At 69.1% G+C, this 12,443-nt stretch carries 14 protein-coding genes; 6 read left to right on the forward strand and 8 right to left on the reverse strand.

The window, feature by feature from the left end; all coding sequences use genetic code 11:
• The 3 genes from ACWEIJ_RS44875 to ACWEIJ_RS44885 form a co-directional block, all read right to left on the reverse strand.
• Window positions 1–2,504 (reverse strand): SpvB/TcaC N-terminal domain-containing protein (locus ACWEIJ_RS44875; RefSeq protein WP_449843407.1); only part of this gene is annotated, 2,504 nt, incomplete at its 3' end.
• A 213-nt stretch (window positions 2,505–2,717) separates the two neighbouring features.
• The gene (locus tag ACWEIJ_RS44880; protein ID WP_449843408.1) at window positions 2,718–3,989 is read right to left on the reverse strand and encodes a hypothetical protein; all 1,272 of its coding nucleotides are present in this window, start codon (window positions 3,987–3,989) and stop codon (window positions 2,718–2,720) included.
• Window positions 3,986–5,215 carry an MFS transporter gene (locus ACWEIJ_RS44885; protein WP_449843409.1) on the reverse strand — a complete coding sequence of 410 codons (1,230 nt, stop codon included), beginning with the start codon at window positions 5,213–5,215 and terminating at the stop codon, window positions 3,986–3,988. The genes ACWEIJ_RS44880 and ACWEIJ_RS44885 overlap by 4 nt, the downstream gene beginning before the upstream one ends.
• A 113-nt stretch (window positions 5,216–5,328) precedes the next feature.
• On the opposite strand from ACWEIJ_RS44885, the gene ACWEIJ_RS44890 reads away from it, so the two are divergent.
• The 5 genes from ACWEIJ_RS44890 to ACWEIJ_RS44910 all read left to right on the forward strand — a co-directional run bounded on the left by ACWEIJ_RS44890 (window position 5,329) and on the right by ACWEIJ_RS44910 (window position 9,371).
• Window positions 5,329–5,769 carry a gamma-glutamylcyclotransferase family protein gene (locus ACWEIJ_RS44890; RefSeq protein WP_449843410.1) on the forward strand — a complete coding sequence of 147 codons (441 nt, stop codon included), beginning with the start codon at window positions 5,329–5,331 and terminating at the stop codon, window positions 5,767–5,769.
• Window positions 5,770–5,876: 107 nt separating this feature from the next.
• Entirely contained in the window at window positions 5,877–6,797 is a 921-nt protein-coding gene (locus ACWEIJ_RS44895) for an O-methyltransferase (protein WP_449843411.1), read from the forward strand.
• Window positions 6,785–7,837 carry a diiron oxygenase gene (locus ACWEIJ_RS44900; protein ID WP_449843412.1) on the forward strand — a complete coding sequence of 351 codons (1,053 nt, stop codon included), beginning with the start codon at window positions 6,785–6,787 and terminating at the stop codon, window positions 7,835–7,837. The genes ACWEIJ_RS44895 and ACWEIJ_RS44900 overlap by 13 nt, the downstream gene beginning before the upstream one ends.
• Window positions 7,834–8,382, forward strand: coding sequence for an N-acetyltransferase family protein (locus tag ACWEIJ_RS44905; protein WP_449843413.1), 549 nt, complete (start codon window positions 7,834–7,836; stop codon window positions 8,380–8,382). Before ACWEIJ_RS44900 ends, ACWEIJ_RS44905 begins: the two co-directional genes overlap by 4 nt.
• Complete coding sequence (locus tag ACWEIJ_RS44910) at window positions 8,379–9,371, forward strand: SIS domain-containing protein (protein ID WP_449843414.1); 993 nt, start codon at window positions 8,379–8,381, stop codon at window positions 9,369–9,371. Before ACWEIJ_RS44905 ends, ACWEIJ_RS44910 begins: the two co-directional genes overlap by 4 nt.
• Before the next feature lie 2 nt (window positions 9,372–9,373).
• Here the strand turns inward: ACWEIJ_RS44910 and ACWEIJ_RS44915 are convergent, their stop codons facing one another.
• The 3 genes from ACWEIJ_RS44915 to ACWEIJ_RS44925 are packed head-to-tail and all read right to left on the reverse strand — an operon-like array spanning window position 9,374 to window position 10,884.
• Window positions 9,374–10,012 carry a class I SAM-dependent methyltransferase gene (locus ACWEIJ_RS44915; protein ID WP_449843415.1) on the reverse strand — a complete coding sequence of 213 codons (639 nt, stop codon included), beginning with the start codon at window positions 10,010–10,012 and terminating at the stop codon, window positions 9,374–9,376.
• Window positions 10,013–10,039: 27 nt separating this feature from the next.
• Window positions 10,040–10,420, reverse strand: a complete 381-nt coding sequence (locus ACWEIJ_RS44920) for a DUF1304 family protein (RefSeq protein WP_449843416.1) — start codon at window positions 10,418–10,420, stop codon at window positions 10,040–10,042.
• The gene (locus ACWEIJ_RS44925; RefSeq protein WP_449843417.1) at window positions 10,420–10,884 is read right to left on the reverse strand and encodes an SRPBCC family protein; all 465 of its coding nucleotides are present in this window, start codon (window positions 10,882–10,884) and stop codon (window positions 10,420–10,422) included. The genes ACWEIJ_RS44920 and ACWEIJ_RS44925 overlap by 1 nt, the downstream gene beginning before the upstream one ends.
• A gap of 83 nt (window positions 10,885–10,967) precedes the next feature.
• Here ACWEIJ_RS44925 and ACWEIJ_RS44930 point away from each other — a divergent pair, with 83 nt between their 5' ends.
• Window positions 10,968–11,633 carry a TetR family transcriptional regulator gene (locus ACWEIJ_RS44930; protein ID WP_449843418.1) on the forward strand — a complete coding sequence of 222 codons (666 nt, stop codon included), beginning with the start codon at window positions 10,968–10,970 and terminating at the stop codon, window positions 11,631–11,633.
• A 17-nt stretch (window positions 11,634–11,650) separates the two neighbouring features.
• Here the strand turns inward: ACWEIJ_RS44930 and ACWEIJ_RS44935 are convergent, their stop codons facing one another.
• Both ACWEIJ_RS44935 and ACWEIJ_RS44940 read right to left on the reverse strand, forming a co-directional pair.
• Window positions 11,651–11,974, reverse strand: coding sequence for a hypothetical protein (locus ACWEIJ_RS44935; RefSeq protein WP_449843419.1), 324 nt, complete (start codon window positions 11,972–11,974; stop codon window positions 11,651–11,653).
• Window positions 11,971–12,405, reverse strand: coding sequence for a hypothetical protein (locus tag ACWEIJ_RS44940; RefSeq protein ID WP_449843420.1), 435 nt, complete (start codon window positions 12,403–12,405; stop codon window positions 11,971–11,973). Before ACWEIJ_RS44940 ends, ACWEIJ_RS44935 begins: the two co-directional genes overlap by 4 nt.
• Window positions 12,406–12,443: the final 38 nt, after the last annotated feature.

Consider the following 12,443-nt stretch of genomic DNA (forward strand, 5'->3'; position numbering starts at 1 on the left):
GTCTGCGTCGCCATGCCATAGGTCTGATCGAACTCGGTGACCTGACTCGTCGTGCGGAACCCCCGACCACCATCCAACGCGGTACGCGAGTACTTGCCCGCGGACTGGATGTAGCGGGCGTTGACCGTGACACCGTTGATCGTCCGCGTGGCGGTCGGTTCGGACTGCCATGGCGCGTTGACCGTCGCCGACGCCTCCGCGCCGCCGGGTCCGTTGTAGACGATCTCCTCACGCACCATGCCCGCGAACGCGTCCTCGTCATTCACCGCGGGCACACCACCCACGGTGATCGCCGGCATGGGAACGTTGCGTGTGCCTGACGGGAGCTTGTCGCCGTGCATACCGCGGAAGTAACGCCGCTCGGTCAGCGTCTGCTCGCCGGGGTCACCCAGCTTGGTCCGCACCGCGCTGTAGCCGCGCCACACCGACCACGTCTTGTCCTCCGCTTTGACGAACCCGTCGTCGTCGGCGTAATGCCACGCCGGATCACCGACGTACTCGTACTGCGTGAGCACCCGGACGTTGCCGCCGGTCAGGTCCGACTCGGTCATGCTCGCCACGACGTACTTGTGGAAGTAGTCCCAGATCGGCGTCGTGTTGCCCTCCGGCGTCCACCGCACCGGATAACACCGCAGCTTGTTGTCCTGCAACGCGTTCGGGTCCGGCATCCGGGAGCCGGCCACGCAGTCCGGATCGGCATAGTTGACGTCGATCTGCCCACCACTCTCGGTGAAGATCGTCTTGAGCCGCCACCACTTCATCGCCGCCAGCTGATCCGAGTGCGTGTCCACCCGGTTGCTCAGCTGGATGCCCTGGAACCGCACATCCGGCACCGGAGTCTGCTGCCCCACCAGACCCACACGCGAGATCTTGTCCAGCCACAACCCCGCACGCGTGCCATCACCGGGATCAGGGAACGAGTGGGTGAAGGTCCACTTCTCCACCGCGTTCCCGCCGACCTTCGCCGTCACCGACGCAAGACGCTTGGTCACCCAGAACGTCGGCGAACTGTAATTGCACGTAGTCCCGGCGCACTCCTGATCCCACGGCACATCCGGCCAATGCGCCGCGTCCTTCGTACCGCAGTCGGACAGGCAGCGGTCGGCGGACTCGAACACCACCTGCATCGGCGCGGTCTCAGTACGGTCGTTGCGCGTGCCGTAATCGATCTGCTTGAGCACCGCGGCACGGTCGTACTCGACCAGATCAGTCCGGGAGTTGTTACGCCCGTACTTGTTCTTCTCCTTGTCATAGGAGTACGTCATCGTGTTGCCGTGGGTGTCCACGACATACTCGAGATTCCACCGATACGGCTGTGAACAGAACGAGTCCTTGAACAGCGTCGCCGCGCACGGCTCACCGGCGTGATTGCCCGCCACCGGCACGTTCAGCACCGACTGCGCACTCCTGCCGAACCAGTACTGCGTGCCCTCGGGCGTGGTGACCACCCAGTGCTCCCCGTTGCGCGCACCGTTGTCCGCACCCGTACGGAACTCCACGCGCGTGCCGTCGTCCTGACGCAGCCGCCACCGGCTCGACGGCGCGGCTTCCTTGATCAGCTCACCGCCATGACCCGTCATCGACAACGTGGCATTCTCATTGCGCCAGCACAGATCACCGGTCGCCACCGTGTTGCGCGCACTATCGGCCATGTCACCCGCGCAGCCGACATACCGGCGTTCGATGAAGTTCACGCCGAGGTCGAAACCCTCACCTGCCCACGACGGCTGGTTGTTCGACGCAGCCATCCGCCCATCAACACTCTGCGACGAATACCCCAGCGTCAACGACGGCGCCGGACCACCCAATGACGGCGGCACCCGCAACGGATAGCTCCACGAGAATCCACCCGTGTTCGAGCCCGCCGACCACGTCGCCGACGGCGACAACGACGTCGCCTTGTACGTCCCCGAACCACTCGACGTCCCCGACGACAACGCCATCAACGTCACACCCGACGGACTCGCCTGCGTCGCGGTGACCTTGCTCTTCGCGGTGTCATTGCGCGACGGCACCGGCTTCGCGGCGCATTCCGGCCTGTCCGGCGTCGACAACGCGCACTCGGGCAACTCGACCAGACGCAGACGCGAAGCCCAGTCACCACCGTAAGCCCAGCGGAACGACGAGTAATCGACCTCGACCTTCGCCGACCCACCAGACACCTTGAACAACAGACCGTCCACACCGGCCTTACGGGTCCTGTCCCGGTCGAACGTCTCGATCCTGATCTTCGGCCTGGCCTTCGCCACCGCCACATCCGCGGCAGCCACGGACAACGGCGTGCCCGCCACCTTGGCAGGCTCGGTCGTAGCGGCGTCGACCTCGGCGACACCGGCACCAGGCCACACCGGCGCACTGGCCGTGAAAGCCTTACCGGTCCGCACGTCCTCGACCTTGCCGAGACCGTTCTTCTTACCCGCGACCACCCGCTCCTTGCTCGGCACGGGCGGTTTGTAAGGCGCCGCCACCACCGACGGCGGCGTCGCGGTCAACACAGCGGACACCAACGACGCCACCACGGCGACGACCAGTCCGCGTCTGAAAGTGAAATAAGCGCGCAAGGCAAAGCCCCGCGCCGGCTCGGCGCAAGTCAAGTGCAGCCCCCCAATATCCGCGCGTGTCCCCCGACACCACGCGAAGCAGCCCTCTGCGGCTGGGAGTCTGCCCCGCAGGACAGAAATCCACAATGAGGCTGAACGGGTGACAGCGGCTCGAAGTCACCGGTGGGAGAACGCGGCAGCCACCTTGGCCTTCGAGTTCGCGCCCAGGTTCACCACGGCGCCACCGCCCTGCGGCACCGCGCGGATGAACGTGCCCGCGAAGCCTTCCGGCGTCACGAACAGCCCCCAAGCCGGGACCCAGTTGCACACCTCGCCGGTCGCCGGGTCCACGACCGGCTCCGGTTCCGCGACCACGCGGCGCTGCACGACGCAGGACCGCTGGACCGCCTGGCCCAGCAGCTCCTTCCAGTCGTGTTCCGGCGTTTCCCAGCCCGCGACCACGCCGTGCCCGCCGAAGTCGCGCGGCGGTTTCACGATCAGCTGCTCGCGCTCCTCGACGCACTGGTCCACGAGTTCGTGGGTGAGCGGCCTGGTCCACGGCAGCACCCGGTCGACCAGTGCGCGCTCGGCGTCCGACATCCACCGCGCGTCGGACAGCAGGGCAAGCGCTCCCTTGTTGGACCACAGCGAACTGCTCATCGACGTGAAGAGCACGCACGTGCCGGCGGCGTGCGCGCGCAGGATCTCCTCCACCACGGCCGCATTCGCCGGCACGTGGTCGACGGTGAAGTAGCGCAGCACCACGTCGATCCGCGTGTCGCGCACGAAGAGCCGTCCGGAGCGGGTGCGCACCTCGCTCAGGCCGGCCACCACCGCGTCCAGGCCGAGCCGGGCGAACTCCTCCACGAAGGACGCCAGCAGGTCCTGGTACGCGGGCAGGTCGGCGTCCGCGCACAGCAGAGCCACCATCGGATCCGGCGCCGGTGCCACCGCCCGCAACGACCGGACCACCTCCGCCGCGGTGTCGACGTGGGTCAACGAGTGCTCCGCGGCGAACGCGGCGAATTCGGGCACCCCGAGCAAAGCCTGGTGCAGCACGGCGTTGTCCAGGCCGCCGAGATCGCTCGCGACGTTGAACTCCAGCATCGTGAACGACGAGCCGTCGCGGTAGAAGTCCGCGCGACCGTAGGGAACCGGCGGCCCGTCGTAGTACGACGCGAGCAGGCCGGACGTCACGGGGTCGATGCCGAGGGTCGCGCAGTAGCGCGCCACGTCACCGTCGAACACCCTGGAAGGCAAGGCTCCCAACAACTCCAGCACCGCCGTGGCGTCCCGAGCGCACGACAGCAGCTCGGACTCCGGCACGAAGAGCGGACGGGACAACATCTTGCCGGACCAGTAGTGCTGGTAGGCGGGCGGCAGGTCCGCCTCTTCGACGGCACCGGCCAGCGCCGCGTTCTCCAGGTACCGCGCCGTCACCGCGTTCACGCGAGCACCGTCTCGGGAAGGTCGCGCAGGCGGCGCAGCGGGGAGGCGAGCAGAACCAGTGCGGCGCAGAGGAAACCGGCGGCTGCGATCACCAGGGACCAGCGCGCACCGAGTGCGGTGCCCAGAGCGCCACCGACTACAGCGCCCAGCGGAAGAGCGCCCCACATCAGGAACCGCACGCTCGCGTTCATGCGGCCCAGCAGGTGATCGGGGCAGATCGCCTGGCGGAAGCTGAGGTTGGACACGTTGAACACCGACAGGATGAGGTGCAGCAGGAAGAAGCCCACCGCGAAGAACGCGAGGCCCCAGCCGCGGAAGGTCAACGGCAGCAACAGGAACGCGGGCACGCACGCGAACTCGGACACCCAGATCGCGCGCGAGCGGCCGATCGCGTCGGCGATCCGTCCGGCCACGAGCGCACCGGCCAAGCCGCCCGTGCCGGCGAGCGCGAGCATCACGCCGACCGCGGACCCGCTCAGCGCGAGCTCCTTCACCAGCAACACGACGACCAACGGCTGCGTGATGCCGTAGCTGAAGTTGAAGATCGTGGCCGCCGCCGTGGTCGCGCGCAGCAACCTGTTGCCCAGCACGAACTTCAGGCCCTCGGCGATCTCCGCGCGGAGCGAGCGCTTCCCGGCGCGCGTGGGCTGTTCCTCCACCACCGGTATGCGGGACAACAGGAACGCGGACGCGAGGTAGCCGACGGACGTCAGGAACACCGCGTTGGCGGCACCGAGCGCCTGGGACAACACGCCGCCGAGAGCCGGCCCCGCCGCCACCGCGGTGGAACGGCTCGACTCCAGCCTCCCGTTGGCCGTCACCAGCGCGGTCCGGCCGACCAGCGCCGGCACGTACGACTGGTACGTCACGTCGAACACCACCTGCGCGAGGCCCGCGGCGAACACCACCAGCAGCAACTGGGAGAACGTCAGCACGCCGAGCCACCAGAGCAGGGGCACGAGGGCGAGCAGGCCCGCGCGCAGCAGGTCGCAGGTGATCAGCACGGGACGGCGGCGGACCCGGTCGGCCAGCACTCCGGCCGGCAGTGCGATGAGCAGGAAACCGATGGTCTGGGCCGCGGACAGCAGGCCCAGCTGGAAGGGCGTCGCCGCCAGCGTGGTCGCCGCCAGCAGACGCACCGACACGTCGCTGACCTGGCCGCCCACCACGCTCGCCGTCTGACCGGCCCACAACAGGCCGAAGCCGCTCCCCCGCGCGCTGTTCACCCGCGCACACTCACACGACCCCATTCCGGTCGCAATATGCCGTGGCCGAACTCACAGCAGTGGCGACATCATTTGCGCACCGCACCGAGAGGGCTCCTGCAACAGTTGCCGCCATGACGGACGCCACTGCGGTAAATCGGCTGGCGAGCCAACCCGACGCGTTGTTCGTGTACGGCAGCCTCACTTTCCGCGAAGTTCTGAAAATTCTCCTCGGTCGCGTACCCGAACTGACCGACGCGAAGGCCCCCGGTTGGCGTGTCGCCGCTTTACGAGACCGGCCGTTCCCGGTTCTCGTACCCGGTGCCGGAACGGCGAAAGGTGTGCTCGTGAGCGGGCTCACCACGACCGAATGGCGAATCCTGGACGCGTTCGAGGCACCTTCTTACGAGCTGCGCGAACTCGCCCTCGACGTCGGCCGCGGCTGGGCGTACGTAGCCGGCGCCCGAGCGGACGCCGAATGGGGAGTACTTCCACGCGACTGGGAAAGAAGCACTTTCGATCTATGCTCCTACCTGGAACGATGCGCCGAATGGCGGCAGCGCCTCAGCCTCTGAGGCAGACGTCGACCATCAGGTGGGAAACCTTCGGTGACTTGGCGCACAAACCGTTGCCGACAAAGCGACGACGCCGCCTATAGTCCCGCTCCAACAGGGGGATTTGAATGACTACCACCGTGCCGTCGGGGACGGCGTACTCCGTGATCGACACGGCAATGCGGAACCACGTCGAGTACCGGGACTTCCGGGACGGGCTCATGACCCGAGCGGACTATTCGCGCTGGGTCGAGTCGAACTTCGACGAGTTGGGCGCACTGGGCCTGAACCGGGACAAGCAGAATCTGTCCACCCGCTTTCCGGCGGACGACCACACCTGCGTGACGGAGGCGCTCGCCGCGCTCGCCGCGAACGGACTGGTCCAGGACACGGAATACCCCGTGGACGGGTTCGCGGAGTTCGCCGAGCTCGTGGCGAAGAAATGGGACCACGGCGACCGGACCACCTTCATCTTCCCGGAGGAAGCGCGACTGATCTTCGCGATCGCGCACCAGGTCCGGCCGCGCAACGCGGTCTTCCTCGGCTCCTACTACGGGTACTGGGCGGTCTGGGTGCTGCCCGCGGTCGCCGCCGCAGGCGGGCGGGTCACGCTCGTCGACGTCGACGCGGACGTGATGTCGTTGGCAGAGCGCAACATCACCGCACTCGGCTACGCGCACCTGGTCGACTTCGTGGTGGCCGACGCCTCCGAGTACGCCCGCACGCTCAGCGACGTGGACCTGTGCGTGCTGGACGCCGAGGGACCGCTGGACGCACCGGACCCGGACCTGCGCGACAAGGCGATCTACTACCCGCACACGCGGGCGGTCAGCCACGCGCTGCCGCAGGGCGCGCTGCTCCTGGCGCACAACGTGTTGCTGGAGAACCTGACCGACAACGCCTACTTCGCCGGCCGGATCGCCAACAACGAGGCGCAGTTCGCCAAGTGGGCGGCGCACCTGGACGAGCACTACGACGTGCACCAGGTGTTCTCGACGTCCGAAGGTGTTGGCGTGTACCGGAGAAACGGGTCGCCGTGTGCGGGATAGCCGGGCTGTTCATCGGTTGTCCCGCTCTCGCAGCATGTCCGAAGAAGGCGCTCGCCGCGCTCGCCGGTAGCGCGGCGCAGGAGACGACCGCGCCCGAGGAGGCTCTCGAGTACCGCTCGCCCTTCGCCGCCTGGTTCGAGCGGTCGAGTGTGCGCCAGGCGCCCCGGCGCGTGCTGGACGAGAGCGAGGACAGGTACTCGTTCTCGCCCGACCTCGTCCCGCTGGCGAGGCACGAGCTCGTCCGCTCGCTGCCCGCTGACGTGTTCGGGCAGGTGCTGACCCAGCACCTGTACCGGTACCTGGACTTCACGACGAAGCTGGAGCACCTGGTCGTCAACCGCACGGTGCTGGGCATCGCGCACCGGACCGTGGGTGTCGAACTGCCCGAAGAGATGGTCTTCGACGCGTACAAGATCTACTGCGACGAGGCCTACCACGCGGTGTTCTCGGCGGATCTGCTGCGACAGGTGCGAACGCGCACGGGCATCGCTCCGAAGCTGACGGCGGAGCCGTACTTCACGACACGGCTGCGGCAGTTGCAGGACACGCTGGCGCCGGAGCTGCGGCCGTTGGCGGAGCTGCTGTTCGTGGTGTGCTCCGAGACGTTGATCTCGGCGACGCTCGCGGAGGTGCCGAACGACCCGCGCGTGCACGCGGCCGTGCGCGAGACCATTCGCGACCACGCCCAGGACGAGGGACGCCACCACGCCTACTTCGCGGTCTTCCTGAAGTACCTGTGGTCCCAGCTGGACCACGCCGTGCGCCGCGAGCTCGGCCCGCTGCTGCCGGACCTGGTGCTCGCGTTCCTGCACCCGGACCGCCCCGCGATCCGGGAGGAGCTGCTCGGCTACGGCCTGTCGCGCGACGATGCCGAGCAGGTGATCGCCGAGGTGTACGACGAGCGGACCGTGCGCGACTACGCCCGTGACACCTCGCGTCTCACCGTGCGCCACTTCGCGTCCGTCGGCGTGCTGGAGGACCCGGCGACGCACGACCGCTTCGAGGAACTCGGCCTGCTTGAAGGAGCTCTGCAGCGATGACCACGTCCGTCGGGACGATCATCCGGAACGCCACCGCCACCGACCTGGAGGACGTGCGGGCGATCTACAACCACGCGGTGCGGCACACCGACGCCACCCTCGACACCGAGGAGAAGTCCGCCGAGCAGATGTCGGCGTGGCTGGCGGCGCACGGCGGACGCAACGCCGCGGTGGTCGCCGAACGCGACGGCCGCGTCGTCGGCTACGGCACCCTGAGCCCGTTCGCGGCGCGCGGCGGATACTTCCCCAGCACGGAGATCTCGATCTACATCGCACCCGACGCCCAGGGCATGGGCGTCGGCAGCGCGCTGACCGGGTTCCTGGTGGAGTTCGCGCGCGAGGAGGGCTACAGCACGATCATCAGCTTCAACACGGACACGAACATCGCGTCGATCCGGATGATCGAACGGTACGGGTTCGTGCGCACCGGTCTGATCCAGCACATCGGCGTCAAACTGGGCAAGCTGGTGAACCTGGCCGTCTTCCAGCTCATCTTCCCCGAGAACCTGCCGCGCTATCAGGACGAACAGGACACCCCAGCATGACCGACCTCGCCTTCGACCAGCACGTCGCACAACAGCCCGACGTGGTCGCGGCGCTGCTCGACGCCGAACTGCCCGCGCTCGACCCGAACCGCCCGATCGTGTTCACCGGGATCGGCACGTCCCTGCACGCCTGCCGGATCGCGGCGGCGTGGACCCGGCTCGTGACCGGCGGCCAGGTGCGCCCGTCCGCGATCGACGCGCACGACCTGGCGCTGAGCGAGTCCGTGCAGCCGGCGGACCAGGTCGTCGTGGTCAGCCACCGCGGTACCAAGCGCTACCCGAACCAGGTGCTGGCCGACGCCCGCGAAGCCGGCGCCTCGACGATCGCGATCACCGGCGCAGGCGACACCACGCCCGCAGCCGACGCGGTCGTGCGCACCTGTCCGCAGGAAAAGGCAAGCACGCACACGGTTTCGTACACGGCCGCCCTCACCGTGCTGGGACGCCTCGTGGCGCAGACGTTCGACGCCACCGAACTGGCGAAGGCGCTCACCGAGGCCCCGGCGGCGATGCGGCAGACCCTCGCCCTGCCGCTGCCCGCGGCAGCGGTGGACGCGATCACGACCGCCACCCCGACGATCGTCACCGGCACCGGACTCGACGCGATCACCGCGGACGAGGCGGCGCTGAAGCTCAAGGAAGGCACCTACCGCTGGGCCGAGGGCCTGCACACGGAGTTCGCCCTGCACGGCACACCGGCCGTGTTCTCCGCAGGCACCGCGGCGTTCCTCATCGGTTCACCGGACGACGGCGGCCGGACCGTCGACCTGCGCACCCTGCTCGGCACCCTGGGCGCGACCACGATCACCGTCTCCGAGGACGGCGACGTGCGGTTCGCCGAGGTCCACCCGCTGGGCCGCCCGCTCGTGACCGTGCTGCCGTTCCAACGGCTCGTCTCGGCAGCCGCAGTGCGACTCGGCGCGAACCCCGACCTCACCCACCTCGAAGCCGAACCGTGGGCGGGTGCGATCCGCGCCGTGCAGCTCTGACGTCAGCTCGGTTCCGCGTCCGGCAGGCGCAGCTCGGCCGTGCCCCTGACGTGCCCGAGGCGTTCGAGACTCCACGTGGGGTGCCGCTGGATCCAGCGGGCGACCACGGCCTCCTCCTCGTCGCGGTCGTAGTCGTCCAGGACCACGACCGCGCCCGGGCCGAGGGCGCCGGCCAGCAGCGGCACCGCCGGGTACCGGGCGAGAGGGGCCGTCCACCCCGGTGGACCGTCCACGAACAGCAGGTCGCACCCGCTCAGATCCCGCCACGCCGACTCCGCGTACCAGGACCAGCTCTCGCCGTCGACGGTGTGCTGCTCCAGCGGAGCGAGCCGCACCTGCGCGAGGTCGCCGAGCCCCAGCCGGTCGACCTCCCGGACGACGCGTTCGTGGTAGCCGGGATCGTGCTCCAGACTCACCACCCGTCCCGGAACGCCGAAGGTGCGCAGGGCCGTGGCGAGCCACAAGGTCGAGGTGCCACTGCCTGCCTCGATCACGAGCGAGGGCCGCCGCGACCGGATCTGCTCCACGAGGTGCAGCAGCAGATCCGGTGCCGCCGCCCAGCCGTCGCCGGAGGGGATGGGCGCAGGGGGTCGGAGTGTCTGCTCCAGCCGCGCCAGAAGTTGCTCGTCCTCGGTCCGCACGCTCCGAACGCTACCCGGATCGGCTGCTCACACCACGAGGGCGACGAGGGTCGCCAGTGCGGGCGCGCCCTGACCGATCAGGCCCTTGATCCGCGCCCGGCGCGGGTCGAAGGCGATCAGGGCCGCGCTCGCCGCGAGCATGGACGCGCAGGCGGCCAGGACGAGAGCCGCGCCGACGGCACCGTGGCCCAGATGCGCCAGGGTGAGACCGGCGAACACCTGCAAGGCCAGCAGGGCGTTGTAGCAGCCCTGGTGGAACGCCCAGGGACGGACCGCGTCGAGATCCGCCGCGCGCACCTCGAACATGGCGTGCACAGCAGGGCTGCCGAACCGGATGCTTTCCATCGCGGAGATCCACAGGTGCGTGAGCGCCGCGACCAGGGCGAACGCCTGTGCGGGGATGTTCATCAGGGTCGTGCCGGGCGCAGCGTGCCGGTCTCGTCCAGCTGGGCGAGCAGGGCGGGCACCCCGGTGGTGAGCATCCTGGTGCGGATCGAGCCGAGCATCTTGGCCATGGCGAACCCGCCGATTCCGGTGAACCCGGTGTGGTGGTAGGTGAAGCGGGTGCCGCCCGGGATGGGCTCCAGCCGGTAGAGGACCTGGCTGGGTGTCTCGCCCGGCGCGCCGACCCAGGTGTAGCGCAGCAGTTCCCGTTCGCGCACCTCCAGCACCTCGCAGTCGACGATCCCGCGCCAGCCGGGCATCGGCTTGGCGACGAACTGGAACCGGTTGCCGGCCACGGGCTGGAACCCGACGGCACGAGCGCCCTTCCCGGTCGAGGTCCAGTACGGGATCAGCTCGGGGTCGGTCATCGCCCGCCAGACCTTCGTCGGCGAGTGCGGGTAGTCGCGAACGATGTGGATCTCGGACATGACGGCTCCTCGTCGCACGTAACTTCAGTGGCTGTAAAATTACAGTAGCAGAACTTTTCGTGCGGCTGAACTAGGATGACCGCGTGACGACAACGGAAGGGTTGCGGGAGCGCAAGAAGCGCGCGATGCGCCGGCAGCTGTCCGACACGGCGGCACAGCTGTTCGTCGAGCACGGCTTCGACGCCGTCCGGGTGGCCGACGTCGGCGAGGCGTGCGGGGTGTCCGAGAAGACCGTCTTCAACTACTTCCCGAGCAAGGAAGCGCTGCTGCTGGACCGGTTGGAAGCGACGGCCGACGCCTTGCGCACGCACCTGTCGAACCCGGCGCTGTCCCCCGTCGCCGCGATGCTGGCCGTCCTCGACCAGGAACGGCAGGGCCTCGCCGCCACCATCGCCGCCGACGCCGACACCGACCGCGCCCTGGCGCAGTACCAGAAGTTCGGCAACCTGATCCGGAGCACGCCCTCGCTGCGGGCCTACCGCAGCGACACCGCCGACCGGTTCGCCGACATCGCCGCCGAGGTGCTCGCCGCCCGGACCGGACTGCGCCCTGACGACCCCGAACCCCAGATCGCCGCGGCCACCCTGCTCGGCCTGTGGCGCGTGCAGTTCCGCGCCCTCCGCACCCACCTGCGCCCCGGCCACGCGCTGCCGGACGCGATCGACGCCGTGACCAGGGAGGTCCACCGCGCCGCCCGGCTGGCAGAAGAAGGACTCACCACGTTCCCGCAGCCCGCGGAAGCGCGCTGAAGCACGACCTCAACGGGTCACTCGAAGATCTCCGCCAGGAGCTCGTCGGTGGCCGGGGCGTAGGTGATCAGCTGATCGGGCTCGGTGACACCGGGCCGGCTGAGGTGGGCTCGTTCGCTGGTCTCGGTCTCCGGAACCACGTGGACCGGGTTGGTGCCGCCCACGAGCGCGTCCGGGTAGTCCAGCGGGACCGCGTCACCGGAGCCGGGGGTGCTGATGTTGGGGTCGGAGGCGATCGCCGGGTTGCCGAGCGTGGTTTCGACGACGTCGTAGTGGTAGTAGGCGGCCTGCAGCCACCGGTACCGCTGGGCGGCTTCGAACTGGCGGGCGGTGATGTTCATAGACAGTTCCAGACGAACAGGAGGTTTCCGGCCGGCACGGTGGTGCGGCACAGGTCGGCCACCTGACGCAGCCACGAGCTCAGCGCGGCGGGGTCGCGGTCGGCCAGTTCCGGTGATGCGTGCCAGTCCGCGGCGAGCTGGTCGATGCTCCCCTCGTCGATCGACGGGAGGAACCGCACGACCCGCTCGCTGAGGGTGGTGATCACCGGGGCCTCGTACAGGTTCGGGTCGGCCGAGGGGGACGTGCCGGCGGTGTCCAGTGCGGTCTCGAAGGGAACGCCGGAGAGCAGCACGTCCAGCGACGCGAGCGCCACCGGGTCCAGGCCCCTGGCCCGCACCGTGCGGTAGCCGAAGGTCGTCGGGTCGGGGAAGCCCGCGGCGCGGTAGCCGGGCAGCGTCTCGGGTCCGGCGCTGAACACATCGGTGATCATCGGGCTCCTGTGCGGCGCATGGCGGACATGGGCGAAAG

Source organism: Lentzea sp. NPDC004789 (genome assembly GCF_053601075.1).

Bases quoted from the DNA above. Each gene is read 5' to 3' on its own strand.
- ACWEIJ_RS44895 (WP_449843411.1), top strand. From the start codon at position 5,877: ATGACTACCACCGTGCCGTCGGGGACGGCGTACTCCGTGATCGACACG.
- ACWEIJ_RS44910 (WP_449843414.1), top strand. From the start codon at position 8,379: ATGACCGACCTCGCCTTCGACCAGCACGTCGCACAACAGCCCGACGTG.
- ACWEIJ_RS44920 (WP_449843416.1), bottom strand. From the start codon at position 10,420: ATGAACATCCCCGCACAGGCGTTCGCCCTGGTCGCGGCGCTCACGCAC.
- ACWEIJ_RS44935 (WP_449843419.1), bottom strand. From the start codon at position 11,974: ATGAACATCACCGCCCGCCAGTTCGAAGCCGCCCAGCGGTACCGGTGG.
- ACWEIJ_RS44905 (WP_449843413.1), top strand. From the start codon at position 7,834: ATGACCACGTCCGTCGGGACGATCATCCGGAACGCCACCGCCACCGAC.
- ACWEIJ_RS44890 (WP_449843410.1), top strand. From the start codon at position 5,329: ATGACGGACGCCACTGCGGTAAATCGGCTGGCGAGCCAACCCGACGCG.
- ACWEIJ_RS44925 (WP_449843417.1), bottom strand. From the start codon at position 10,884: ATGTCCGAGATCCACATCGTTCGCGACTACCCGCACTCGCCGACGAAG.
- ACWEIJ_RS44940 (WP_449843420.1), bottom strand. From the start codon at position 12,405: ATGATCACCGATGTGTTCAGCGCCGGACCCGAGACGCTGCCCGGCTAC.